The following is a 25488-nucleotide window of genomic DNA, read 5'->3' as shown; positions in this document are numbered from 1 at the left end:
CTATTATATCCTTACCGGCGGATCCTGAGACCGCGCATAAGGGTTTGGGGCCGTCGTCCTGCACCCTGGACACATCCCGCCCGCACCGCGCGGCGGTGCCTGCGTGGAACTGCCGCTTCCCCCGCGGCATCGCCTGTGCGACGGCAACGGGTAACGCACAGCCAGAGATAGCGGCCCCGAACCCGGTCATGTGGACCCGAGAGATCCCCTTCATCGATCCCGTCGCGGCCGCCGCCCGGTTGCGGTCCCTGCCGGGTCTCGCCTTCCTCGACAGCGCGATGCGGCACGACCCGCTCGGGCGCCATTCGATCGTGGCCGCCGACCCGTTCGCGCGCTTCCGCTTCCGCGACGGCGTCGCGACCCTGAATAGCGAACCGGTGCCGGGCGGCCCCTTCGCGGCCCTGCGCGCCTGCCTCGCCCCCTACCGGATCGAGCCCAGCCCTGAAAATCCCTTCCCGGGCGGGGCGATCGGCTACCTCGCCTACGACCTCGGCGCGGCGTTGGAGCGGGTTGCGCCGCCGGCCCGGCGGGCGGGGCTCACCGACGACATCGCCCTGAACCTCTATGACACGGCCCTGGTGATCGACCACGCCGCCGGCACGGCCCGACTCGTCGCCACCGGCTTTCCGGAGACGGAACCGGCCGCCCGTCAGGCCCGCGCCGCGGCACGGCTCGCCGCCTTCGCCGACCGGCTCGGCACCGAACCGCCAGAGGCACCGGGCCAATCCGGGAAAGGCCTCACGTGGCGCTCGAACTTCGACCGGCAAAGTTATGAAGATGCTGTCGAAAAGGTCCGCCTCTATATTCGGGCGGGCGACATCTACCAAGCCAACATCGCCCAGCGTTTCAGCGCCGATCTACCGGCGGATTTCGACCCGTTCGCCCTCTACCGGCGCCTGCGCGCCACCAACCCGGCGACCTTCGGGGCCTATCTGGAGCTGGAGGGGCTGAGCATCGCCTCGTCCTCGCCCGAGCGCTTCATCCGGCTCGACGGCCGGCACGTGGAGACGCGGCCGATCAAGGGCACCGCCCGCCGGCTCGACGATCCGGAGGCCGACCGGGCCGTAGCCGAAGCCCTTCTGGCCAACGTCAAGGAGCGGGCCGAGAACGTCATGATCGTCGACCTGCTGCGCAACGACCTGTCGCGGGTGTGCAAGCCGGGCAGCGTCGCCGTGCCCACCCTGTGCGGCCTGGAGACCTACGCCAACGTCCACCATCTGGTGTCGGTGGTGACCGGACAACTCCGCGACGGGCTCGACGCCCTCGACCTCCTGGAGGGGACCTTTCCGGGCGGCTCGATCACGGGCGCCCCAAAAATCCGCGCCATGGACATCATCACGGAGATCGAGGGCGACGCGCGGGAACTCTATTGCGGCGCCATCGGCCGGATCGGCTTCGACGGGACGATGGACACATCGATCGCGATCCGCACCGTGTTCATGGACGCGCACCAAGCGGTGCTGCAGGCGGGGGGCGGGGTGACCCTGCTGTCGGAGCCGGGCCCGGAATACGACGAGACCCTGGCCAAGGCCGCCCGGGTGTTCGAGGCCTTCGCATGATCCTCGTCCTCGACAATTACGATTCCTTCGTCTTCAACGTGGTCCGCTACTTCGAGGAGTTGGGCGAGGACGTCCGGGTCGTGCGCAACGACGCGCTGGATGTGGCCGGCATCCGGGCGCTCGAACCGGAGGCCCTGGTGGTCTCGCCCGGCCCCTGCACCCCGGCGGAAGCCGGGGTCTCGCTGCCGGCGATCCGCGACCTCTCCGGCACGGTGCCGATCCTCGGGGTCTGCCTCGGCCATCAGGCGATCGGCGCGGCCTTCGGCGGCACGGTCGGGCGGGCGCAGCGCCCCCTGCACGGGCAGATGACGCCGATCGCCCATACCGGCGAGCGCCTCTTTTCCGGGTTGCCCGCGCCGATGCCCGTGGGGCGCTACCACTCGCTGGTGGTCAATCCCGGCCCCGACATGGAACGGCACCTCTCGGTCGACGCGGTCTCGCAGGAGGGGGAGGTGATGGCGCTGTCGCACCGGACCCACCCGACCTACGGCATCCAGTTCCACCCGGAATCGGTGCTGACCGAAGGCGGCCACGCCCTGTTCGCCAATTTTCTGGACCTCGCCCGCGCGTGGCGGGAACGGCGTGATGGGCCGGGGGGACGCCGCGATGCTGTGGCGTGACGGGACGCTCGAGCCCGGGACCACGGCCCCCCTCGACCACACCGACCGCGGCCTGACGCTCGGCGACGGCCTGTTCGACACGGCCCTGGCGCTCGGGGACCGCGTGGCCTTCGAGGACGCCCACATCGCCCGGCTCGTGGCCTCCGCGGAGATTCTTGGGATTCCCGCCGAGCCGGAGCGGATCCGCGCCGCCATGCGGGCGCTGGCCGGGCAGGGGGGGCCTCTCGGGGAGCGGCTCGCGATCCGCACGACGCTGACGCGCGGCTCCGGCCCGCGGGGCCTCAAGCCCCCGGAGGATCCGCACCCCACGCTGTTCGCCACCGCGGCGCCGAGCGCCCGGAGCGCAGCCTTCGCGCCCCTGCGCCTGTGGCCGACCGCCATCGCCCGCAACGACACATCGCCCGCCAGCCGCCTGAAGACGCTGGGCTATGGCGACGCGGTGCTGGCCGCCCGGGAGGCCGCCGCGGCCGGCTTCGACGAGGCGTTGTTCTGCAACACGAAGGCGTGCGTCACCTGCGCGGGCACCGGCAATCTGTTCGCCCTGTTCGGCGCGATTCTGGTCACGCCGCCGCTCGAAGACGGCGTGCTCGCTGGCATCATCCGGGCGGAGGTTCTGGGTCTCGCCGCCGGCTGCGGGCTGCAGGCCGAGGAGCGGTCGCTGACCCTGTCCGAGTTCCTGGGGGCGGACGCCGTGTTCCTGACCAACTCCCTGCGGCTCCTGTCCCCCGTGACGGCCCTCGGCGGCAAAGCCTTCCCGGGCGCCGGGCACCCTACTGTGGCCTGCCTGATGGCGGCCCTCCGGGCCCGCGTGGCCCAGGCCTGCAACGTGACGGAGGATAGGGTCGCGTGACCGAGCAGACGATCGAGACCGGGCGGCGCTGGCTGCGCTACGGGCTCGCGGCGATCTACCTGTTCATCGGCGTGGTCCACCTCATGGCGACCGACGCGATGCTGCCGCTGATGCCCGACTGGGTGCCGGAGCCCCGCCTCGTCATCCAGGCCACCGGCCTGTGCGAGATCGCCGGTGCGCTCGCCCTCCTGACGGACCGATTCCGCCGGGCCGCCGCGATCGGCCTCGCGCTCTACGCGGTCTGCGTCTATCCGGCGAACCTCAAGCACGCCTTCGACCACATCCACGTCGACGGCATCCCGGATTCCTGGTGGTATCACGGGCCGCGGCTCGCCTTTCAGCCGGTCTTCGTCTGGGCGGCCCTCTGGGCCGGCGGGCTGATCGACTGGCCGGTCCGCCATCCCGGACGATCGGCCGGGAGCCCACCCGGCGCCACCCGCTGACGGGATCCCGTGATCCAGGGATCACGGCGGCCCAGGATCCGGCAAACCCTGGATCACGCCGGCCCTGGATCACAGGATCACAGGCCGCCGGCCGCGCATGCCGCGGCGCAAAAAAGTTCCTCCCCAGGGCCGAGAGATCGGGAAAAGATCGGGCGGATACGCCCGGCGGGACCGGCGTTTGCCGTCCGGAGGCTGCGCACCTGGCAGCTTGCCCAAAGGAGATAGACCGCCATGGCCAAGCAGAAGACGCTGCACGACGCCTTCTACGAGACCCTGAAGGACGTCTACTACGCCGAGAAGCAATCCGTGAAAGCGCTCAAGAAGTCCGCCAAGGCGGCGGAGCACGACGAGTTGCGCCAAGCCTTCGAGACCCATGCCGAGGAGAGCGCCCAGCAGGTCGAGCGGCTCACGCAGGTGTTCGAGCTGATCGGCAAGCCGGCCCGGGCCAAGACCTGCGAGGCGATGCAGGGCATCGTCTCTGAGATGGAGGAGGATCTGGAGGATTTCGAGGATAGCCCGGCCGCCGACGCGGTGCTGGCCGCCTGCGCCCAGGCGGTGGAGCATTACGAGATCGCCCGCTACGGCACCCTGAAGACCTGGGCCGCCCAGCTCGGCTACGCGGACGCCGCCAAGCTCCTCGACGAGACCCTGCAGGAAGAGAAGAAGACCGACGCGCTGCTGTCCAAGATCGCCGAGTCGATCAACACCGACGGCACCCCTGAGGATGCCGAGCCGTCCAAGAAGGGCAAGAAGGCCACTTGAGCGGAGGCCGCCGCCCCACACGGCGGCGGCCCGGCCGCCGCCGCTCCAGAAGCGGCGGCGGGCTCGGTGCCGTAAACCGTATCCCGACAAAGTCCTGCCGTTGTCTCCGATCGCGTCCATACGCAGCCAGAACAATCTTCGCTTCTAGAGCAGCGTGATCTCTTATCTCGCGCCGAAGCAGACACGAAAATCGATAAAACCGCGCATCAATACATTAAATCTCTGAAATCGGATTTTTGCATCCATACCGAAACATGCATTGAGAACAAATCTTCGGCATGCTACGGCTGAAGCACGTCAAAGATCGATCGTCTGTAAAAACAGTTCTGTTTCATCGAGCGTATTGCACATATTCTGCTGGATGCATCCGAGATGAAAATCCTCAATAATATAAAAATTCTGACCAAGATTGCGACACCTCTGCTTATCACGATGCTGGTGAGCGCGATCACGGTCGTTTACGCGCTCAATACCATGCACGTCATCCAGGAGCGCAGCGGCTACGTCGCGGAGTATCTCACCGTCCGGCTGGCCGGTCTGCAGAGCGCGCGGATCCATCTCGGCGACGCCGCGCTCATGAACCGCAACCTCATGATCGGCGAGCCGAAATCCGATCTCACCACGTTCGAGGACCGCTACAACACGGCCGCCAGGGCGACGCTCGACGATCTCGATCGCATCATCGCCGCGTCGCGGTCGACCGACGATACCGAGAAGGTCCAGAAGATCCGCCGGATCGCCGCTCCCGTGCTCGAGATGGTCGCGAACAGCAACACCGCGGCCCTGGACGGCGACCGCGATGCGGCCATCCAGATCTCGTACAAGGACGCAGCCGGGTTGCGCGCGGCCTTCCACGCGGCGATGCAGGCCCAGATCGCCGACTTGGAACGCCGGATCGACGACGGCAAGCACGCCACGCAGGCCGATGTCGAGCGCGGCACCACCATCCTGATCGTCACGGCCGTGGCGGGGCTGCTCGCGTCCCTCGCGATGGCCGGCGCGATCGCGGTGTTCGGAATCACGCGCCCCCTCGACAGGCTGGTCGCCGCCCTGCAGCGCATGGCGGGCGGCGCGAGCGACATCACCCTCGAGGCCGCGACCCGCCGGGACGAGATCGGCGCGGTCGGCCGTGCCGTCGAGGGGATCAAGGCCATGGTGGCCCGCAGCGCCGTCGAGGAGGCGGAGCGGCGGCACGCGGACGAGGCCGCCTCCGCCGCCGAGCGCAAGCGCGCCATGGTGGAGTTGGCCGACGCCTTCGAGCGGGCCGTGGCCGGCATCGTCGGGATGGTGTCGAGCGCGGCCGCCGAGCTGCAGGCCACGGCCGGACGGATGTCGGCCAGCGCCCAGGAGGCCGCCAGCCAGTCCACCACCGTGGCCGCCGCCGCCGAGCAGGCCGCCGCCAACGTCAACACGGTGGCGGCGGCCACCGAGGAACTCGGCAGCTCCATCCAGGAGATCAGCCGGCAGGTGACCGGCTCGACCGACCTCGCCCGGCGGGCCGTCGGCGAGGCCGACCAGACTGCCGCCCAGGTCTCCGCCCTGAGCGAGGCCGCGAGCCGGGTCGGCGACGTGGTGCAGCTGATCTCGAACATCGCGGCCCAGACCAACCTGCTGGCGCTCAACGCGACGATCGAGGCGGCCCGGGCCGGCGAGGCGGGCCGCGGTTTCGCGGTGGTCGCCGCCGAGGTCAAGGAGTTGGCCGGCCAGACCGCCAAGGCCACCGAGGAGATCGCCGGCCAGATGGCCCGGATCCAGGGCGCGACCGGCGAGACGGTGGGGGCCATCGGGACGATCACCGGGCGCATCCGCGAGATCAACGCCGTCGCGGCGACGATCGCGGCGGCCGTCGAGCAGCAGGGGGCGGCGACGCAGGAGATCGTGCGCAACGTCGGTCAGGCCACGGCCGGCACCCAGCAGGTGACCGACAACATCGCCGGCGTGGCCCAGGCCTCGGAGCAGACCGGCCGGGCGGCCGACCGGGTGCTCACGGCAGCGACCGACCTGTCACGCCAGTCCGAGCAGCTCGCGTCCGAGGTCGAGCGGTTCCTCAACACCGTGCGGGCGGCGTGAGGGCCGCGGTCAGTTCGGCTTCTCGACCGCGCTGAGGGGCGTCCAGTAGCAGCGCTCCTGCCCGGCCGCCGGCGCGAGGCAGCCATAGGTCGTCGTCCGGCTCTCGAGCCGGACCGCCTCGCCGGGCGTCCAGTTCCGGCACTCGCCGCTCGCGAGGCTGCCCCGCAGGAGCTGCCCGAACCCCGATTCGTCGCCGGCCATGACCAGCTTGAACAGGCGGTCCGTGACCTCCTGGGTGTGACAGCCGAACCGGCCCTGAACGATCGTCTCGGCCCGGGCGGGCCGGGGCAGGGCGGTCGCGGCGAACAGGGCCAGGACGGGCAGGGTGAGGAGGGGGAGAGCGAAGCGCATGGGCGGCACCATATCCGCCGGTTGAGGTCTGTCGAGCCCCCGGACGCGCGGCACCCCGCGCAGGATCGTCGCGCCGGCTATCCGGCCCGCTCCGCCTCGTCGCGTTTCACCGCCTGCCATGCGGCCTCCATGGCGGCGAGATCCGAGCGGCCGAGTTCGCCCCCGGCCGCCGCCAGATGCGCCGCCATCGCGGCGAAGCGGCGCTCGAACTTGGCGGTGCCGTCCCGCAAAGCCGTCTCCGGGTCGATCCCGGCATGCCGGGCGAGGTTGGCCACCGAGAACAGCAGGTCGCCGATCTCGTCCGCCACGGCCCGCCGGTCGCCCGCCGCCAGGGCCTCGGCGACCTCGTCGGTCTCCTCGCGGACCTTGCCGATCACCTGAGCGGCGTTGTCCCAGTCGAAGCCGTAGCCGGCCGCCCGCCGGGAGATTTTTTCCGCGCGAGCCAGCGCCGGCAGCGCCAGGGCGACCCCGCCCAGCGGGTCCGGCGCGGTTTGCGCTTCGCCGCGCGCGGCGCGTTCCTGCGCCTTGATCGCCGCCCATTGCGCCTCGACCTGCGCCGGGTCGCGCAAGGCGGAGCCCTCCGGCAGGAGCGACCCGTCCGGCGCGAAGACGTGCGGGTGGCGGCGGATCAGCTTGTCGGCGATGGCGCGGGCCACGTCGTCGAACGCGAAGGCGCCCTGCTCCTCGGCCATCCGAGCGTGGAACACCACCTGAAGCAGCAGATCGCCGAGTTCGTCGCGCAGGTCGTCGCGGTCGCCCCGCGCCACCGCGTCGGCGACCTCGTAGGCCTCCTCGATCGTGTAGGGCACGATGGTGGCGGATGTCTGCGCCACGTCCCAGGCGCAGCCGCGGACGGGGTCGCGCAAGGCCGCCATCAGGCGCAGCAGCCGGCTCAGTTCCGTCTCCGCCACCCCGTCGCCCGCGCGGCCCGACTCGTGTGTCTCGCTCATGCCGATGGGGTTAGAGCCGTTCCCGACCGCGTGGCAACAAGGATCCTGGGTTTCCAAAGGGCAAGCCCTTTGGCGGGTTCTCAGGTCGGAGCCCTGCGTGTCGTGGCCCTGAGACGACGACCAGGGCTCTGCCCTGGACCCGCGAAAGGTCTCGACCTTTCGAAACCAGGATCCGATAGACTTTCACCTCACCACTTGTAGCTGACCTTCGCCAGCACCCGCCGGGCGTCGCCGTAGAAGCAGGACACGCTCGACTGACAGGAGGCGACGAAGCGCCGGTCCCCGATGTTCGAGGCGTTCACCTGGAAGCGCCAGTTCTCGACATCGTAGTGCACCTGCGCGTCGAACAGCACGTAGTCGGGCACCCGCAGGGTGTTGGCCACATCGGCGAACGAGCTGCCGACGTAGCGCACGCCGCCGCCGAAGCCGAAGCCGCGCCACGGCCCGAGCGGGATGGTGTAGTCGGCAAACAGCGAGGCGAGCGTCTGCGGGATGTTGACCGGTGTCTTGCCGACCCGCACCGGATCGGGGTCCCGCAGGGTGGAGAAGTCGAACTTGGTGAAGGACGCCACGAGGTTGAGCCCGTCGGCGACGTTGGCCACCAGCTGTGCCTCGAAGCCGGTGGAGCGCACTTCGCCGACCTGCGTCTGGAAGATCGTGTTCAGCGGGTTGGGGGTGAGCACGTTGTTGCGGTGGATGTCGAAGCCCGCCAGCGTCAGGAAGTAGCCCTGGCCCGGCGGCTCGAACTTGACGCCGCCCTCGACCTGATCGCCCGTATCGGGCTTGAAGGCCCGGTTGTTGATGTCCACGCCGATCTCGGGCTGGAACGAGGTCGCGTACATGATGTAGGGCGCGAGGCCGAAGTCGAAATTGTAGATCGCCGCCGCCCGGTAGGTGAAGGCGCTGTCGTTGCGGCCGTTGGTGTTGGACGGCGTCAGGCGGTCGTAGACGGTGTTCTGGACGAAGTCCTGGCGGCCGCCGAGGATCAGGGTCAGCTCCGGGGTGAGCTTGATCTGGTCCTGGAAGTAGAGGCCGACCTGCTGGAACGAGTCGGCGTTGATCAGATAGGGCGAGGCCGAGACCGTCTGCGGGCCGTAAGCGGGCGCGAAGATGTTGAGGCTCGGGGCGGGGAAGCCCGAGGCTTGGTTGTCGTGGATCTGGAAGTTCCGGTACTCCACGCCCATCAGGAAGTCGTGCCGGAAGAACCCGTCGGAGAACTTGGCCTCGGCCTGGGTGTCGACGTCGAGCTGCGCGATCTTGGCGCTGTCCCGGAACAGGTAGCGGCCGAGCTGGGTCTGGAGCGGATCCGAGTAGCCGAGCTGGCCGATGTAGGAATTCTGGTAGCTCTGCGTGTAGGCGTAGCGGGCGTTCTGGCGCACCGCCCAGGTGTCGTCGAAGACGTGCTCGAACTCGTAGCCGATGAAGGCCTGATCGCGCTGGTAGGTGTTGAAGCCGGCATCGCCGACGTTGAGCGAGCGCGGGATGCGCAGGCCCAGCACGGTCGGCCGCGCCGTGCCCTGGTAGGGCAGGAAGTTCGCCGTCACCGCCGTGTTGTCGTGCTGGAAGCTCGACAGCACCGTGAACTTGGTCGATCCGTCCGGCTTATAGGTGAAGGCCGGGGCGATGTAGTAGCTGTCGTCCGGCGCGCCCTGGACCTGCGTGCCGCCGTTGCGGGCATAGCCGGTGAGCCGGGTGAACCAGTGGCCCTCCGCGTCGGCCGGGCCGCCGACGTCGAAGGCGGCGTAGCGCTGGTCGAACGAGCCGCCGCCGACCTCGATATAGCCGAACGGATTCTCGGTCGGGCGCTTGCTGATCTGGTTGATCAGGCCGCCGGGATTGCCGGCGCCGAACAGCACCGCGGAGGGGCCGCGCAGCACCTCGACCCGCTCCAGCCCGAACGTGTTCACCCGGCTGTAGGCGAAGCCGTAGTTCAGGAGCTGCAGGCCGTTGAGGTAGAGGCCGTAATCGCTGACCACGAAGCCGCGCAGCTGGAAGAAGTCGAGCCGCGTATCGGCGCCGAAGGTCCCCGCATAGGTGCCGGCGACGTACTGGGTCGCCTGCGTCAGGGTCTGGGCGTTCTGGGTGTCGAGCTGCTGGCGGCCGACCACGGTGATCGATTGCGGGGTCTCGATCAGCGGCGTGTTGGTCTTGGTCGCGGTGGCCGAGCGCTTCGCCACGAAGCCGTCGATCGGGCCGGTCGGGCTCTCCACGGCCCGCACGCCCGCGCCGGCCCGGGCCGCGACCGGGGCGCCGCCGCCCTGGCTCTCGACGCTCAGTTCCTCGAGCTGCACGCTGCCCCCGGCCGGGGGATTGTTCAGCGCCCCGCGGCGCGGCGGCGTCGCGTCCTGAGCGAGGCTCGGCGCGGCCTGGGCCAGGACGGCGAGCGAGGCGCCGGCCAGGAGGGCGCGCAGGGTGGCGCCACGGGTCTTCGAATGGGGGTAAGCAACGCGCATGGGACCTGGCCGTGTCGGGCGAAGCGGGCAGCCGACCGCGTTCGCCGGGAAGAGCTCCGGCGTTGCTATCGCGCTGTTTAGAATTGTGCTAAACTACTGTTGGGATTGTGTTTTCTTACGCCTGGCGTACGCGCGGCCGTGCTTGGCCGCAAGCCGCCCTCGCGCGTCTGGCGACGGCTGTTGCCGCGGCGACACGCTCTGGTAGTGGGCCTGCGAGGGCGCGGATCGTGGTTGGATCGGTCTGACGGGCGGCCGCGCGTCTCCCTTCCCCCTCTGCGGGGGAGGGAGGGCGCGCCGCGGCCTTCGACCCGGGTCAGCTGGAAACCGGGTCTCTGATCGCGCTGTGGACATCGCAGGATAGCAGGGGAGGCCCGCCGCCTACTTCACGCGCCCCGCGAGCCACTCGGCCAGCACGTCCGCCACGGCGTCGCTGTTGGTCTCCAGCATCATCATGTGGCCGTTGCCGCGCAGGCCCCGGTCGGCGAGCGCGATCACGTCGGGCTTGGCTCCGGCCTGGGTCAGGAAGGCGGCCGTACAGGCATCGTAGGTGGCGTGGAACGAGGCCTCCGCGGTCACCAGCACGGTCGGCACCTTGGCGAGGTTCGGCAGGGCCCGGGCGGGCTCGCCCTGGAGCCAGCAGCGGATCCGCCCGTCTCCCGCCTTGGGTTCGGAACCCTTGGCGTCCGACCCCTTGGATTCCACCCCCTTGGCGTCCTGCACCACAACCAGATCCTCGGGCGCCTTGACGGGCGGGTCGAAGGTCAGCGGCATGCGGGTCAGCCCGTAGGCGCGGGCGCGGCCGTCGCCGCTCTTTTCCCAGAACTCCTTGCCGCCGCGGAACTGCACGTCGAAGAAGGGCGGCCCGCTCGGCTCGACCGCCACATGCGCCTTCACGAGGTCGGGCCGCGCATCCGAGGCCGCCCAGCCGAACAGGGATGCCTGGCCGTGGGTCAGCAGGATCGCCGGTCCGATCTTCTCCAGCAGGGCCAGCAGCGCCGGATCGACCAGCTCCTCGGTCTGCTGGGTGTTGGCGAGGAACGGCACTTGGCTGGCGAAGAACTGGTCGAAGCCGACATTGCCCTGCACCCCGGGTCCCCCGGGCCAGCGGGTGTGGAGCTTGGCCTGCGGGTACAGGTCGTAGACCTCCGGGGCCGTGTGGGTCCGCTCCAGGCTGCGGGTCCCGAGGCGCTCATAGGGGCCGTAGACCTCCGGGTTGGTGCCCGAGCGACCGCGCCCGACCTGATCGACCACGTAGACCTGATAGCCCTTCTCGACGAAGTGCTGGACCCAGCCCGGGCGCCCGTCCGCGGTGGCGAGGTAATTCACGCCGGTCTGGGCGAGCCCGTGCACCATCACCACGGGGTAGGGCTGCGTGATCCGGGCCGGGGTCCGCGACTGCACGAACATCTGGCCGACCATCACGGTCTTGTCGCCGAGCTTCTGGTAGCGGCCGCCGATGTAGAAGTAGCCCGCCCGGGTCACCGGCTCGGCCGGGGCCGGCCCGGGGGACGACGCCGCGGGCGGGGCGGCTGGCTCGGATGCCGGCCCCAGAGCTGGCCCTTGAGCCGAGCGCTGCACCGGCACCGCAGACGGCACCGTCCCCTGTGCCCGGGCGGCCCCCCCGGCCAGGGCCGATACCTGAACGGCGAGCAGCGCCACGAGGGCGCCGTTCGCGATGCCGTTGCCGGCCATGCCGTCTCTCCCGGGCGCACCCTGCTCCGCGCGGGCGCTTATTGCGGGAAACGCAACGCGCCGCCACCTCAGAAAGCTGCACGCAAGCCGGTTGCGCGGCCCGGAATCTCGGGTGTGATGCGCGCTCGTGTAACGAACCCGTCACCACGTCCGCAGAAAGTGCTTCGCCGAGCCCGAACCCAGGCGCATGCCAGGCGCGACCTTGGCGGTGCTGGCGCCGCGAGGCCCGCGCGCCCACCTTCTGATGGTGCCGACGCCGTGCTCGCCGGCCCCTCGCCCGGATCGCTTCGGGCGAGACCTGAGTTAAGGACCTCCACCGTGGACCCCGCAACAGCCAAGACCCTGGTCTCTGCCGCCCTGGTCGCCTCCATCACCCTGTTCAGCCTCGTGTCGTTCCAGGCGTTCTTCGCCCAGATCGCCGCCGATCTGCGGGCCGCGCGGGTCCCGGTGCGCACCGACCGTCGGGATCCGCCGCAGGACTGACGACGGTTTCCAGGGCTCTGCCCTGGACCCGCGAAAGGGCTCACCCTTTCGAAACCGGACGTTGTCCGCGTGGGCCGGACGCCCTTCAGGCCTCGTCCTTCCGGGCGCGTTCGCGCAGGATGTACTTCTGCACCTTGCCGGTGGAGGTTTTCGGCAACTCGCCGAACACCACGTGGCGCGGCAGCTTGTAGGACGCGAGCCGGCCCCGGCACCATTGGATCAGCTCATCGGCGCTGGGTGAGGCTCCGGGTTTCAGCTCCACGAAGGCGCAGGGCGTCTCGCCCCACTTGGCGTCGGGCTTGGCCACCACCGCGGCGCTGGCCACCGCCGGGTGCTTGAACAGCGCATCCTCGACCTCGATCGACGAGATGTTCTCGCCGCCCGAGATGATGATGTCCTTCGAGCGGTCCTTGAGCTGGACGTAGCCGTCCGGGTGCTTCACCCCGAGGTCGCCGGTGCGGAACCAGCCGCCCTTGAAGGCGGCCTGCGTGGCGGAGGGATTCTTGAGATAGCCGCGCATCACCACGTTGCCGCGCATCATCACCTCGCCGATCGTGGTCCCGTCGGCAGGCACCGGCTCCAGCGTCTCGGAATCGCGCACGTCGAGGGCTTCCAGCACCGGATAGCGCACGCCCTGGCGGGCCTTCTTGGTCGCCCGCTGGTCGGCCGCGAGCGCGTCCCAATCCGCGTGCCACGCATTCACCACCGCCGGCCCGTAGCTCTCGGTCAGCCCGTACAGGTGCGTGACGTCGAACCCCGCCTCCGACATGCCGGCGAGCACCGCCTCGGGCGGCGGCGCGGCCGCGGTGAAGAACGCGACGCGCTGGCCCAGCTCCCGGCGCTCGGCATCGGAGGCGTTGATCAGCATCTGCATCACGATCGGCGCGCCGCAGAGATGCGTGACCCCGTGCTCGGCCATCAGCCGATACATCGCGTCGGCCCGCACCTGCCGGAGGCAGACATGGGTGCCGGCCACGATCGACAGGGTCCAGGGGAAGCACCAGCCGTTGCAGTGGAACATCGGCAGGGTCCAGAGATAGACCGGGTGCTGCCCGAGCCCGCCCGTGACCACGTTGCCGAGCGCCAGCAGCGCCGCGCCGCGATGGTGGTAGACCACGCCCTTCGGGTCGCCCGTGGTGCCCGAGGTGTAGTTCAGCGCGATCGCGTCCCACTCATCGTCCGGAAGCTGCCACGCGTGCTCCGGATCGCCGCCGGCCAGGAACGTCTCGTAATCGGTCCCGCCGAGCCGGTCGCCGGGGCCGTCATAGACCGGGTCGTCGACGTCGATCACGAGCGGCTTCGTCTCCAGGTCCTCCAGGGCCGCGGCGGCGATGCGGGAGAACTCCCGGTCGGTGATCAGCACCTTGGCCTCGCCGTGCTCCAGGCAGAAGCGGATCGCGGCGGCGTCGAGGCGGGTGTTGAGGGTGTTGAGCACGGCCCCGGTCATCGGCACGCCGTAGTGGCACTCGATCATCTCGGGGGTGTTGGCGAGGAGCGCCGCCACCGTGTCGCCGCGGCCGATCCCCCGGGCCGCCAGCGCGGAGGCGAGGCGGCGGACGCGGGCGTAGAGGTCCCGGTAGGGCCGCCGCAGGGCGCCGTGGATCACCGCGATCTGGTCGGGGAACACCCGCGCGGCCCGGTCGAGGTAGAGCAGGGGGGTCAGCGGCTGGTAATTGGCCGGCACGCGATCGAGGTCGCGGTCGTAGATCGTGTCGCGGGCCATCCCGTCCTCCCCAGCAAGTCTTTGCCGGAACAGTAGCTTGCCGGCGACGGCGGCTCCAGTCGTGGTTTCGAAAGGTCGGGACCTTTCGCGGGTCCAGGGCGGAGCCCTGGTGCCGGACGGTGTCCGATGCCGGACGTTGTCCGGTGTCGGGCTTCGCCCGATCTCAGGGCTCCGCCCTAAGAACCCGCCAAAGGGCGGGGCCCTTTGGAAACCCGGCTCTTAATGCCGCGATTCGTCCTCGGGCTCGGGCAGGAAGCGGGCCAGCTCGAAGCCGATCTCGATCATCAGGTGCTCGATCCGGTCCGTGAGCGCCGGCCGCTGCAGGGCCCGGGCGAGTTCGCGCAGGGCGATGACGTGCTCCGCCATCCGGTTCACCACGCGCTCGCCCTGCACGAGGTTGGCCGCCTGCTCCTCGGTCCGGTCGATGGCGATGCCCCGCCCCCGTGTGGCCCGGCCGTCCGGATCGTGCTCGATCCGGCCGCGCATCAGCAGCGTGCGGATGCCGGCGCGGGTCTCCCGGGTGCGGAATTCCGCCTCCATGGAACCGCCGATCACCGCAGCCGCGTGCAGGTAGCTCTCGATCCGCAGACGATCCTCGGGATGCGTGCGGTCGAGGAAGGTTTCGAGGGAGACGCCGCTCGCGGCCGCCTCCGGGTCGAGGCCGAGCAGGCCCGCGAAGGAGGCCGAGAGTTCCAGCTGGCCGGCCCAAAAATCGTGGACCCAGGTGCCGACGACGCCGGAGGCATCGAGCACGGATTGCGGGATCGGAATTTCGGCCATGCCATTCCTCGCGGAGGCGCCCGGCGTTTTTAAACTTGAGGTTTTCAAACCCCCCGGCCTCCCCTTTGTCACGCAGATAAGCTAGAGTATCACTCGGCCGCTGGGAAGTCTCTTAACCCATTTCAGGTCAAAAATATTAACCTAAAGTTGAATAGGCGCGTGTAGCACCGGATCGACCTGCAGGGTTCGGGCCAGGCACGATCTTAACGAGTCATTAACCATAACGGCTACACCGTACGTCGAGGCATCCACGGGTCCCCGGATCGCAAACGGAAGCGAGTCGATAACCTGAGGTTGGCCTCGACGGCGCAGTGACCCGGGAGTCACTCGCGCCCGGACGGATGCGCGGGGCCTTCTGGAGGACGCCCAGGATGAAAGCGATCACCTTCGTCACGCAGAAGGGCGGCAGCGGCAAGAGCACGCTGTGCATCTCCCTGGCGGTGGCCGCCCGGGAGGCGGGCCACACGGTCTGCATCCTGGAGATGGACCGGCAGGCCACGATCTCGGACTGGCTGGACCACCGCACCGTCGACGGCCCTGAGGTGGCGCAGATCGACGCCACCCAGATCGACGCCGTGATGGAGCGCCTGCGCGAGTCGGCCTACGATTACGTGTTCATCGATACGCCCGGCGTCGATTCCACCGGCACGCTGTCGGCGATCCGCGCGGCGGATCTCTGCATCATCCCGTGCCGGCCCACCCCCGCGGATCTGCGGGCGTTCAAGCCGACGCTGGCGGCCGTCTACCGGCTGGAGAAGAAGTTCGCCTTCGTGCTGAACCAGACTCCGCCGCGCTCCTACCGGGTCCGCGACGCCTCGGACGGGCTCGCCGTGCTCGGCATCCTGCCCGACGTGAACATCGTCGCCCGCACCGACCACCAGGACGCGATCGGCCTCGGCCAGGGCGTCACCGAATTCAACCCGAAGGGCCAGGCCGCCGGGGAGGTCCGCCGCCTCTGGTCGTGGATCGAGCGCCGCACGCAGTCCCTGAGGACGGGCCAGCATGTCCAAGCCGCCTAAGCTCAGCCTCGCGGCGATCGTGGCCTCGGCGAATCCGCAGGGTCGATCCGCTTCGGCGGCCCGGCCGCAGGGCGCCGAGATCGTCTCGCTCGCCCTGGCGCCCCCGGCGCCGAAGCAAGCGGCCACGCTCAAGCAGCGCGCCCGGCAGATGTCGGTCTATCTGGAGCCGCCGGTCTACGACCAGCTCCGCGACCTCGCCTACGCCGAGCGGACCAAGATGCACGCCCTGATGCTGGAGGGCCTCGAACTGCTGTTCAAGCAGCGTGGCGCCCGCTCGATCGCGCAGCTGACCGAGACGCAGGGCCGCTGAGGGCGGCTCAAGGTCCCAGGGCTACGACACGACACGGGCCCCATCTTCGCCGAACGCGGCGCGGGTCCCGTCTCCCGTGCGGGAGAGGTCTACGCGCGCAGAAAGCCGGGTGAGGGCTGAGACCTGACCGGATCAGGTTCGCCCCGTACGAGCCGCTGTGACGCGCTCCATCCTGGACCTTCTCGCCCCTCGCCCCAACCCTCTCCCGCACGGGCGAGGGGGCGCGTTGCGGTCGTCAAAACCCTCCGTGCACCACAGTCGCATCCTGTCGTCCCAGGATCTGAGCACGGTCGCACGCGCTGGCGGGATGGAGCCTGCAGCGCGCCAGGCCCGCTCTCGTCCGACTCCACGAGCGGAGTCGGCCAAGGCGGCCTGCGTCAGGACGAGGTCTCGCGCATCAAGAACCCCGCTTCCCTGAGAGGCGCAGCGTTCACAGGGGCCGCCGCCTCGTCGCGCCCCATCACGTCCCTTCACGCCTGCCCACAGACCTCCCACCGAGCAGAGGCGGCCGCCTGCGGCCGCCCGATCGGGAACGGCTCGGAGCCACCTACCATTCGGGATGACATCTGTGTGTCGGGAGATCTTTACGGACACAATGCTCTCTGATTTACAACGTATCCACTTTATCGTTTAGGCTGACTGCGTTAGTTTGATAATCTATCATCCAATCAACGCAACGCACAGGATCTTTCATGGAGGTTGATTTCCCGAAGACAATTTGCTGCACTCGGCCATATCTTGCAAACATCTGACCCGACAGAGTGCGGAGACGTCCTTGACACATCCTGGGTTGAATTATCTTCGATCACCCGTCGCGTTCCGCCGTGGCATCGGCCTATCCAGCCGCGCGACGTTCATCGTCCTGGCCATCGTCTGCGCGTCCTTCATCGCCTGCTCGAGCTACATCTACGCCACGCAATCCGTGATCTTTCGGACGAGTCTCGAGAACAGCATGTCCAACCTGAGCGCCGCATCGGCGCGCAGCGTCGGCCATTGGTTGAACGGCAAGGTTCAGTTGATCCAGCTCATGGCGCAGCAGAGCGCGGTCGTCGGCGTCGGATCGAAGGTCGGCGACGTGCTCGGCTTGCCGCTCCCGCGCGAGACCTTCCTGAGCAGCTATGTGGGTGGGCAGGACGGCCACCTCGCCCAGGTTCCGGCGCAGCCCCTTCCGCCCGGCTTCGATCCGCGCACGCGGCCCTGGTTCAAGCAAGCTGTCGCGGCGGGCGGGCCGATCCTGACCGAACCCTACGTCTCGGCGGGCGGGACGTCGGGGAAAGACGAACTCACGATCACCGTGGCGACCCCGATCTTGGACAGCACGCACAGCCTCCTCGGTGTGCTCGGCGGCGATTTCGACCTCGCCGGGCTCGCCCGGTTGATCGGGGGGATCGAGGAATCCGGAACGGGCGGGCCAAGCTACGGCTACCTCGTTTCCCGCGCGGGCACCGTGCTGATCCATCCGCGCGGCGCGCTCGTCGGCAAGCCGCTCACGGATCTGATCGCCGGGCCGCTCCCCAAGATCGAGCCGGGCACCGTGCTGGAGACCCATGAGGGCGACAGGGCGACCTACACGGTCTTCGCCCGCATTCCGAACCTGCCACCGTCCCTGGACTGGTATTTCGCCCTCTCGGTCGACGGCGCCACGGTCACCGCACCGATCACCCGCATGGCCCGGGACATGGCTTGGTCCACCCTGATCGCCCTGGGTCTGGTCGCCCTCGTGGTCAGCCAGATGATGGTGCGGATCGTGGCACGTCCGCTGAACCGGCTGGTCGCGGATCTGCAGCGGATGAGCCGGGGCGAGCGTGACGCCGCCATCGCCGAGGCCCAGCGCCGGGACGAGATCGGGCTGGTCGGCCGGGCCGTGGAGGGCATCCGGGTACTGGTGGCCGAGAAGGCCCACGCGGAGGCCGAGGCCCAGCGCTCGGCCGTCGAAGCGGCGGCGGTCGAGCGCCGGCGCGCGATGCTCGCGCTGGCCGACGGGTTCGAGCGGGCGGTGGGCGCCGTGACCGGCACGGTGGCGGCCGCGGCCGCGGCGCTGCAGGAGACCGCGCGGAAGCTGAGCGCCAGCGCGGGCGAGGCGGCCGTGCAATCGGCGGGGGTGGCCGCCGCGGCCGGGCAGGCCGCCGCCAACGTCCGCATGGTTGCGGCGGCGGCCGAGCAGCTCGGCGCGAGCGTGCAGGAGATCGCCGGTCAGGTGGAGGGCTCGTCGCGGCTCGCCGAGACGGCGGTGGGCGAGGCGGACCGGACGGGGGGCCTGATGCAGGACCTCTCCGAGGCCGTGTCCCGGATCGGCGAGGCCGCCGGGCTGATCGCCTCGATCGCCGGCCAGACCAACCTGCTTGCGCTCAACGCCACGATCGAGGCGGCACGCGCCGGCGAGGCGGGCCGGGGCTTCGCGGTGGTGGCGGCCGAGGTCAAGGCGCTGGCCGGCCAGACGGCGCGGGCCACCGAGGCGATCACCGGACACATCGCGCGCATCCAAGGCTCGACCGGGCAGGCCAGTTCGGCGATCGGCGGCGTGGTCGAGCGCATCCGGGATCTCAACGCCGTGACCGGCTCGGTGGCGGCGGCGGTGGAACAGCAGGGCGCGGCCACGCAGGAGATCGTGCGCAACGTCGGGCAGGCCGCGATCGGCACCGACGCGGTCACGGCCAACATCACCGGCGTCGCCGATGCGGCCGGGCAGACCGGCACGGCCGCCCAGCAGGTCCTGGCCTCCGCGACCGAACTCACGCAGCAATCCGACCGGCTCGGGCAGGAGGTCGCCCGCTTCCTGGAGACCGTCCGCGCGGCCTGAACGGCACGCAGGGCTGGTTCCTGAACCGGGGCCGCCGGCAAAGTTCAGGCTTCCTTTACGCAACCGATACAAGTGTGGGTGGACCCAGCCGGTGCCCTTTCGCACGGCCGGGTCGGGTCCGCCGTCGGACCCCGGTCACGCGTAGAGTTTGGTGAATCCCACGATGGTGCGCACGACCCTTCCCCGGCCTGCGCGCCTCGCCCTGCGGCTCCTGGCCGTCTCGGGCGTGGCCCTGGCCACCGCCAACTGTGCCACCACGCCCCAGCAGCAGAAGCTCAGCGCCGGCAACGGCGTCGACCCGAAATACGGGGTCAAGGCGAGCCCGCGCCTCTACAACGAGGGCGACGTGATCCCGAAGGGCGGCGGGCGCCGCTACACCGGTAAACCCTACGTGGTCGCGGGCCAGACCTACGTGCCCAAGGAGGATCCCCGCGGCTACGTGCGGGAGGGCCTCGCCTCCTGGTACGGCTCCGCCTTCCACGGGCGCATGACCGCCAACGGCGAGGTGTTCGACCGCCACTCGATCGCGGCCGCCCATCCCACTTTGCCGCTGCCGAGCTATGCGCGGGTGACCAACCTCGACAACGGCTACTCGATGCTGGTGCGGGTCAACGACCGCGGCCCGTATCATGCGGGCCGGGTCATGGACGTCTCGGAGGAGGCGGCCGAGGCCCTGGGCTTCCACCGCCGGGGCACCGCACGCGTGCGCGTCGAATATGCCGGCAAGGCCTCGGTCGCCGGCAGCGACGACCGCAAGCTGCTGGCCAGCCTGCGCACCGACGGGCAGCCGGCCGGCCGCTCGACCGTGATGGTGGCCGATCTCGGCCCCACCGCGGAGACCGAGCGCTACGAACGCTCCACCCCGGCGCCGCTCGCCTTCAAGCCGGCCCAGGACCGCGCACAAGAGCCGGCGCAGGAGCCCGCGCGGACGCGCGAGGATTCCGCCCCGGCGCCGCGGCCCGCACCGGTCCGCGCGCCGATCGTGCTGGCCTCGGCGGCCGTCACGGTCCCGGCGGCGGTTCAGCCCACCGCGTCGCGCGTACGGGAGTTCCGCCCGATGCCGGTCGCGGCCCGGGGCGCGAACCTGCAGGTGGCGGGCCTCAACCCGGCCGCCCTCGCCCCGCCCTCGGCCGGGCACGGGGGGCCCTCGAAGCCCGCCGCGTCCGGCCGCAACGCCCTGGCGGAGACTGCGCGTCATCCGGGTTCCGCCCGGCTGGCCCAGGGGGGGCCGGCGGCGATGCCGGGTCCGGCCAAGCTGGCCATGGCGCGCCTCGCCGCGGCGGCGCCCGCCAAAGGTCCGGCGCCCAAGACCCTGCCGTTCAAGGTCGCCGCGGCCCCGCGTGCGCCGGCGATGCATGCGGCCGCGCCGCAGGCCGTTCCGGCCAAGGCGGCCTCGATCAAGACGGCGTCCGCCCCGGTTGCGGCGAAGGTCGCGCCGGCCAAGGGGGCGCCAACCCAGGCGGCCGCCAAGGCGCGGCCGTCCCGCATGGCCGGGATCTACTGACGCCCGCACGGCCTCCGCGTAGGCGCCCCGGCCGCCCCGGCTGCCGATGCGGCATTTCGCATTCGATCCGGCACTGAAACCGTAATATGGTCACGCTTGTTATTGGGATACGGCCGGATTGCCTCCGGCCGGGCCACGAGCGCGGGACGGAACGGCGATGCGCAGGACCCTTCTCACCCTTCTGGCCGCCGCCTGCGCATTCGGGGCCGGCCTCGCCGCCGCGAACGCGCAGGGCTTCCAGACCGCGGCGCCGCACGCGATCCTGATCGACGCCGATTCCGGCTCGGTCCTGTTCGAGAAGGCCGCCGACGAGCGCTTCTCCCCGGCCAGCATGGCCAAGCTGATGACCACCGACATCGTGTTCGAGGCGCTGAAATCCGGCCGCCTGTCGATGGACACCGAGTTCACCGTCACTGAGGACGCGTGGAAGCGCGGCGGGGCGGGGGGCGGCGGCTCCTCGATGTTCGCGCAGGTCAACAGCCGCATCAAGATGGCGGATCTGCTGCGCGGGCTGATCGTGCAGTCGGGCAACGACGCGGCCATTACCATCGCGGAGAACATGGCCGGGTCCGAGGACGCCTTCGCCGGGCTGATGAACCAGCGCGCCAAGGAGATCGGGCTGACGAACTCGACCTTCCGCAACGCCACCGGCTATTCGGCGCCCGACCAGAAGGTCACGGCCCGCGACATGGCGAAGCTCGCGCTGCACATCATCGAGACCTACCCGGATTACTACAAGATCTTCTCCGAGAGGGAGTTCACCTGGAACAAGATCCGCCAGCAGAACCGCAACCCGCTGCTCGCCCTCGATATCGGCGCGGACGGGCTCAAGACCGGCTACCTGGAGGAATCCGGCTACGGGCTGACCGGCTCGGCGGTGCAGAACGGCCAGCGGCTGGTGCTGGTGGTCTCCGGTCTGAAGACCGCCCGCGACCGCGCCGCCGAGGCGCGCAAGCTGATGGAATGGGGGTTCCGCGCGTTCGAGCCCCGGCAGATCTTCGCGCCCGGCGAGACGGTGGCGGAGGCCTCGGTGTTCGGCGGGCAATCGGGCTCGGTGCCGCTGGTCGCCAAGAAGCCGGTGCGGGTGCTGCTGCCCCGCGGCTCCAGCGACCGGGTGAGCGCCCGGGCGATCTACACCGGCCCGCTCGTCGCCCCCGTGGAGGACGGCCAGCGGGTCGGCGTGCTGCGCGTCCAGCGCGGCGACACGATCGCCCTCGACCAGCCGCTCTTTGCCGGCGCCGCGGTGGAGCCCGGCACCCTGCCGCAGCGGGCCATGGATGCGGCATTGGAATTCGGCACCGGGCTCGTGCGCAAGGCCCTCGACCGGGCCGGCAAGGGGAACGACAAGGGGGGCGACAAGGCCGCCGCCGGGGCCGCCAACCCGTCGTGATCGTGCTGCCGTGACCGTGCCACGCATCGGGGACGCCGCGGAGCGGCGGGGCGCCTTCATCACCGTCGAGGGCGGGGAGGGCGCCGGCAAGTCGACCCAGATCGCCCGCCTCGCCGCGACCCTGCGGGCGCGCTCCGGCCGGGGCGTGTGCGTGACCCGCGAGCCCGGCGGCTCGCCGCGGGCGGAAGAGATCCGGACGGCGCTGCTCGGCGGGCTCGCCCAGCCCTATGGCCCGTTCGCGGAGGCCCTGCTGTTCAGCGCCGCGCGGATCGACCACCTCGACCGACTGATCCGCCCGGCGCTCCAGCGGGGCGAGACCGTTTTGTGCGACCGTTTCATCGACTCGACCCGGGCCTACCAGGGCGCGGCCGGCGGCCTCGAACCGGGCGTGCTGGACGCCCTGGAGCGGGTCGTGGTCGGCCCGACCCGGCCCGACCTCACCCTGATCCTCGACCTCGACCCCGCGGCCGGCCTCGCCCGCGCGGCCGGCCGCGGCGCCCGGACCGGGCAGGGGGCCGACCGGTTCGAGGCGGAAAAGCTCGATTTCCACATCCGCCTGCGGGAGGCGTTTCGGGCGATCGCCGGGGCCGAGCCGGAGCGGTGCGCGGTGATCGATGCGGGGCGCGACCCCGATGCGGTCGAGGCCGCGATCCGCGCGACCGTCGCGGCCCGACTGCCGGATCTGCTGCCGGGGGCGGGCGCGCGGGGTGATGCCGCGTGATCGGGCCGGCCGGTTTGCGGCGCGTCCCGTCTGCGCTATCTTCGGGAGTGGGACCGGCGGGGGCTACCGCCGATCCCTGGCCTTCACCCGTTAAGGTGTAGCCAACTCAAGATCAGTGGGTGAATGGCGCGCTGGAGATGGAACCTCCACTCGCCATTTTCCGATCTCGAGAATGCCAGAGAGAGAACCATTCTCTGCACGCCCGGCCGCATCGGGCCGCGTGCGGCCGTCGCGGAGTGGGTTGGTGAGGCCCACCATGCGAGGCCGGTGCGCGACCGGCCCCGAGGCGCTGGGCGCCGCCTGTCCCCTTCTGTAAGCGGAGCCGTGGCGGCGTCGCCAGAGGGGTTGGAACCCGCCAGGACGAGATTTCGGGACGCGCCATGAAGCCCATCGACCGCGCCGCCGACGACGTCGAGCCCGGCGACCTGCCCGGCATCCCGCGCCCGCGCGAAACCCTCACGCTCGTCGGCCACGCGGCGGCGGCCGAATCCTTTGCGGCCGGGATCGCGGCGGGGCGCCTGCACCATGCCTGGCTGATCGGCGGCGCCCCCGGCATCGGCAAGGCGACGCTGGCCTACGGGGTCGCGCGCCGCCTGCTCGCCCATCCGGGGGGCGGGGGCCCGGCCGGGCTCGACGTGGCGCCGGACGATCCCGTCACCGGCAAGGTCGCGGGCCTGTCGCACCCGAACCTCGTGGTCCTGCGCCGCCACAGGACCGTTGGCGCCAAGGCGCTGCCGACCAAGATCTCGGTCGACATGGTCCGCCGCGCGCTCGACCTGTTCGCCACGACGGCGGCGGATTCCGGCTGGCGCATCTGCATCCTCGACAGCGCCGAGGACCTGAACGCCAACGCGGCCAACGCCCTGCTCAAGGTGCTGGAGGAGCCGCCGCCCCGGGCGCTGTTCCTGATCCTGTCGCACCAGCCCGGCCGGCTGCTCCCGACGATCCGCTCCCGCTGCCGCGCGCTGATGCTGCGGCCGCTCGAGCCGGAGGAGGTCGGCCGGGTCCTGCGCGCCCTGCCCGCGCCGTTTTCACAGCCCGACGACGCGGCCCTGGCCCGGGCGGTCGCTGCGAGCGAGGGCTCGGTCGCCCGGGCGCTGGCGATGCTCGATCCGGTGACCGCCGGCCTCGTGGCCGAGGTCGAGACCCTGCTGGCGCGGGCGCGCAGTCCCGATTGGGGCCGGGTGCTCAAGCTCGCCGAGACCCTGGCGGGCCGGGACGCGGAGGCGCGGTTCGAGGCCGCCCAGGACGCGGTGCTGCGCTTCGTCTCGGGCGAGCTCGACCGGCGCCGCGACGAGCCGGCGGCACGGCTGGCCGCCCTGGTGGAGGTCGCCGAGCGGTTCGGCCGCGCCGCCCGGGAGGCGGCGATCTACAACCTCGACCGGCGGCCGGTGGTGCTGTCGCTGTTCGGGGATCTGGCGGAGGTGGGGTAGGGGGGTCGGCTCGAGCCTGCCGCGTCATCAAACCTCGGGGTTTCCCGAAAGCGGTGATGTGCGGGCAGACCGGTACTTTCGGCCTTGGGTGGTTTTCTGCCGTTCCGCTTTCAAGCGGCAGTACTTTGGAAGTGGACATTACCTCCGCGAAGCAGCCCGGCACATGGGTGTTGTGATGCTATATTTTATACAATAAATACCCGGATCTGCAGCCTGCGCCTTCGGTCGGCGAGCTGTGAACCGAGGCTACGGATGCAACCGTTCTTCTCGACAGACGGAATTCACCCCAAGAACGCGTTCCGGAGATGGCGGGAGACGATCTGCGAACGATTGATCCCGATCGAGCAGCAACCCCTTCACGACGTTCCGTTTCAGGGCCGGCTGGACGTCACCAGTATCGGGCCCGTGCCGATCTCCAGAATGGCTCACACAGCCATGCGGACTGAAGCGACGCCCGACGCGATCCGGCGCCATGGGCAGTCCGACCGCCTGTACGCGGCCATGAAACTCTTCGGCCACGACACCCTTCAACAAGGCGATCGAGAGGCTGTGACCCGGACGGGTGACTTCGTCGTCGTCGACGCACGCCAGGCCGTCTGCGAAGCAAACACGGGTATCTCCCTTGTCATCGATCTGCCGCGCGAGCGCTTCGAGGCCATGCTGGGCCCGTCTCGGCTGTTCTGTGCCCTTACGGTCGGAGCGGACCTCGCTTCCGCGACCCTGGCAAGCAGCTTCATCCAAGAGCTGGTGCGCGTGGGCAGTCAGCTCACGCCCGACGCTGCCGCGCGTATGGCGTCGATCGGAACGGACCTGATCATAGCGAGCATCGCCGAACGAATGGCACATGAGGTGCCCCGTTCCGTCCACGGCAACGTCACGGTCCAGCGTGCGAAGGCCTATATCGAGGCCCATCTGGGCGATCCGAGTTTGGATCCACCACATCTGGCCGCCGCAATGGGGCTGTCGCTCCGCCGCCTTCAGGAACTGTTCCACGAGCGCGGCCGGCACATCTCCGACTACATCTGGGAGGGCCGCCTGGAGGTGGCCGCCAAGCGCCTGATCGACCCGGCCTGCGCCCACCTGTCCATCGGTATGCTGGCTTACGGTTGCGGCTTCAGCAGCCAGGCGCATTTCGCGCGCCGCTTCAAAGACCGCTACGGCATAAGTCCGCGCGAACACCGGCAGGCGCACAAGCAGGACGCGCAACGAGTCGCGTCCACTTTCGGGCTTTCGTCCTCGTCCGCCGAGTGACTGGATTGGGTCCCTGTCGGACTGGCTGCTCAGGGTGGATTCCTGCCCATCCGGTTTTGGACGGCGAATGCATTCAAGCGGACATGGCCTCGGGGACCGTACCGTTTGCAGACGCTGCAATCGCGGATCAGCAGAACACCCTGAGGCTAATCTTTAGGCGGGCTACGCCGAAGAGCGCAGCAAATGGTGCAGCAGGATGCCTTTGGATACATGATCACGTTTTCGTGGCTTATTAATTCGGTTATTAGCCACCTAAATCGGGTAGAAACAAACAGAAATACTTTATCTAGTTCTGTTGCCATCAAGCAACGCGATCAAGGTACA

General features: G+C 70.0%; 21 protein-coding genes. 15 read left to right on the top strand and 6 right to left on the bottom strand.

From position 1 onward, the window contains the following. Positions 1 to 188 precede the first annotated feature (188 nt). The 6 genes from pabB (at position 189) to OXS27_RS22000 (ending at position 6304) form a co-directional block, all read left to right on the top strand. Positions 189 to 1559 (top strand): aminodeoxychorismate synthase component I, encoded by a 1371-nt coding sequence (gene pabB / locus OXS27_RS22025; protein ID WP_267358678.1) that lies wholly within the window; start codon positions 189 to 191, stop codon positions 1557 to 1559. Then, positions 1556 to 2179 carry an aminodeoxychorismate/anthranilate synthase component II gene (locus OXS27_RS22020; RefSeq protein ID WP_243917520.1) on the top strand — a complete coding sequence of 208 codons (624 nt, stop codon included), beginning with the start codon at positions 1556 to 1558 and terminating at the stop codon, positions 2177 to 2179. Before pabB ends, OXS27_RS22020 begins: the two co-directional genes overlap by 4 nt. After that, positions 2166 to 3029 carry an aminotransferase class IV gene (locus OXS27_RS22015; RefSeq protein WP_267358703.1) on the top strand — a complete coding sequence of 288 codons (864 nt, stop codon included), beginning with the start codon at positions 2166 to 2168 and terminating at the stop codon, positions 3027 to 3029. Before OXS27_RS22020 ends, OXS27_RS22015 begins: the two co-directional genes overlap by 14 nt. Continuing rightward, positions 3026 to 3472 (top strand): DoxX family protein, encoded by a 447-nt coding sequence (locus tag OXS27_RS22010; protein WP_243917518.1) that lies wholly within the window; start codon positions 3026 to 3028, stop codon positions 3470 to 3472. The genes OXS27_RS22015 and OXS27_RS22010 overlap by 4 nt, the downstream gene beginning before the upstream one ends. A gap of 231 nt (positions 3473 to 3703) precedes the next feature. Beyond that, entirely contained in the window at positions 3704 to 4234 is a 531-nt protein-coding gene (locus tag OXS27_RS22005) for a ferritin-like domain-containing protein (RefSeq protein ID WP_243917516.1), read from the top strand. 372 nt (positions 4235 to 4606) lie between these two features. After that, the gene (locus tag OXS27_RS22000) at positions 4607 to 6304 is read left to right on the top strand and encodes a HAMP domain-containing methyl-accepting chemotaxis protein (protein ID WP_267358677.1); all 1698 of its coding nucleotides are present in this window, start codon (positions 4607 to 4609) and stop codon (positions 6302 to 6304) included. Positions 6305 to 6313: 9 nt separating this feature from the next. On the opposite strand, the gene OXS27_RS21995 is transcribed toward OXS27_RS22000, so the two are convergent. The 4 genes from OXS27_RS21995 to OXS27_RS21980 all read right to left on the bottom strand — a co-directional run bounded on the left by OXS27_RS21995 (position 6314) and on the right by OXS27_RS21980 (position 11750). Then, complete coding sequence (locus OXS27_RS21995; RefSeq protein ID WP_243917512.1) at positions 6314 to 6655, bottom strand: hypothetical protein; 342 nt, start codon at positions 6653 to 6655, stop codon at positions 6314 to 6316. 77 nt (positions 6656 to 6732) lie between these two features. After that, a complete protein-coding gene (mazG, locus tag OXS27_RS21990; RefSeq protein WP_243917510.1) occupies positions 6733 to 7605 on the bottom strand; it encodes a nucleoside triphosphate pyrophosphohydrolase in 873 nt (290 codons plus the stop codon). Between the two features lie 188 nt (positions 7606 to 7793). Beyond that, positions 7794 to 10058: a TonB-dependent siderophore receptor gene (locus OXS27_RS21985; RefSeq protein ID WP_267358676.1), complete on the bottom strand. Its 2265-nt coding sequence runs from the start codon at positions 10056 to 10058 to the stop codon at positions 7794 to 7796. Between the two features lie 378 nt (positions 10059 to 10436). Continuing rightward, on the bottom strand, positions 10437 to 11750 hold the full coding sequence (locus OXS27_RS21980; RefSeq protein ID WP_267358675.1) for an alpha/beta hydrolase: 1314 nt from the start codon (positions 11748 to 11750) through the stop codon (positions 10437 to 10439). 318 nt (positions 11751 to 12068) lie between these two features. Between OXS27_RS21980 and OXS27_RS21975 the strand changes: the two genes are divergently transcribed. Further along, the gene (locus tag OXS27_RS21975) at positions 12069 to 12233 is read left to right on the top strand and encodes a hypothetical protein (RefSeq protein ID WP_243917505.1); all 165 of its coding nucleotides are present in this window, start codon (positions 12069 to 12071) and stop codon (positions 12231 to 12233) included. An 85-nt stretch (positions 12234 to 12318) separates the two neighbouring features. Here the strand turns inward: OXS27_RS21975 and OXS27_RS21970 are convergent, their stop codons facing one another. Together OXS27_RS21970 and OXS27_RS21965 are read right to left on the bottom strand one after the other, a co-directional pair. Then, positions 12319 to 13956 (bottom strand): acyl-CoA synthetase, encoded by a 1638-nt coding sequence (locus OXS27_RS21970; protein ID WP_243917503.1) that lies wholly within the window; start codon positions 13954 to 13956, stop codon positions 12319 to 12321. Between the two features lie 219 nt (positions 13957 to 14175). After that, positions 14176 to 14736 carry a PAS domain-containing protein gene (locus OXS27_RS21965; RefSeq protein WP_243917501.1) on the bottom strand — a complete coding sequence of 187 codons (561 nt, stop codon included), beginning with the start codon at positions 14734 to 14736 and terminating at the stop codon, positions 14176 to 14178. A gap of 371 nt (positions 14737 to 15107) precedes the next feature. Between OXS27_RS21965 and OXS27_RS21960 the strand changes: the two genes are divergently transcribed. The 8 genes from OXS27_RS21960 (at position 15108) to OXS27_RS21925 (ending at position 25164) form a co-directional block, all read left to right on the top strand. Then, on the top strand, positions 15108 to 15755 hold the full coding sequence (locus OXS27_RS21960) for a ParA family protein (protein WP_243917499.1): 648 nt from the start codon (positions 15108 to 15110) through the stop codon (positions 15753 to 15755). Further along, on the top strand, positions 15739 to 16065 hold the full coding sequence (locus OXS27_RS21955; protein ID WP_243917497.1) for a ribbon-helix-helix domain-containing protein: 327 nt from the start codon (positions 15739 to 15741) through the stop codon (positions 16063 to 16065). The genes OXS27_RS21960 and OXS27_RS21955 overlap by 17 nt, the downstream gene beginning before the upstream one ends. Positions 16066 to 16840: 775 nt before the next feature. After that, positions 16841 to 18865 (top strand): methyl-accepting chemotaxis protein, encoded by a 2025-nt coding sequence (locus OXS27_RS21950; protein WP_267358674.1) that lies wholly within the window; start codon positions 16841 to 16843, stop codon positions 18863 to 18865. 163 nt (positions 18866 to 19028) lie between these two features. Continuing rightward, positions 19029 to 20369 carry a septal ring lytic transglycosylase RlpA family protein gene (locus OXS27_RS21945; protein ID WP_267358673.1) on the top strand — a complete coding sequence of 447 codons (1341 nt, stop codon included), beginning with the start codon at positions 19029 to 19031 and terminating at the stop codon, positions 20367 to 20369. A 157-nt stretch (positions 20370 to 20526) separates the two neighbouring features. Then, the gene (locus OXS27_RS21940; protein ID WP_267358672.1) at positions 20527 to 21759 is read left to right on the top strand and encodes a D-alanyl-D-alanine carboxypeptidase family protein; all 1233 of its coding nucleotides are present in this window, start codon (positions 20527 to 20529) and stop codon (positions 21757 to 21759) included. Between the two features lie 10 nt (positions 21760 to 21769). After that, positions 21770 to 22480, top strand: coding sequence for a dTMP kinase (gene tmk, locus OXS27_RS21935; protein WP_243917490.1), 711 nt, complete (start codon positions 21770 to 21772; stop codon positions 22478 to 22480). 380 nt (positions 22481 to 22860) lie between these two features. Then, the gene (locus tag OXS27_RS21930; RefSeq protein WP_267358671.1) at positions 22861 to 23913 is read left to right on the top strand and encodes a DNA polymerase III subunit delta'; all 1053 of its coding nucleotides are present in this window, start codon (positions 22861 to 22863) and stop codon (positions 23911 to 23913) included. A gap of 252 nt (positions 23914 to 24165) precedes the next feature. Continuing rightward, on the top strand, positions 24166 to 25164 hold the full coding sequence (locus OXS27_RS21925) for a helix-turn-helix domain-containing protein (RefSeq protein ID WP_267358670.1): 999 nt from the start codon (positions 24166 to 24168) through the stop codon (positions 25162 to 25164). The last annotated feature ends 324 nt before the right edge of the window (positions 25165 to 25488 follow it).

Origin of the sequence: Methylobacterium sp. GC_Met_3, assembly GCF_026540775.1 — a bacterium.
Lineage (GTDB): Bacteria > Pseudomonadota > Alphaproteobacteria > Rhizobiales > Beijerinckiaceae > Methylobacterium.
Note: the sequence above shows the minus strand (reverse complement) of the source record. Positions and strands in the feature narration are given on the sequence as shown.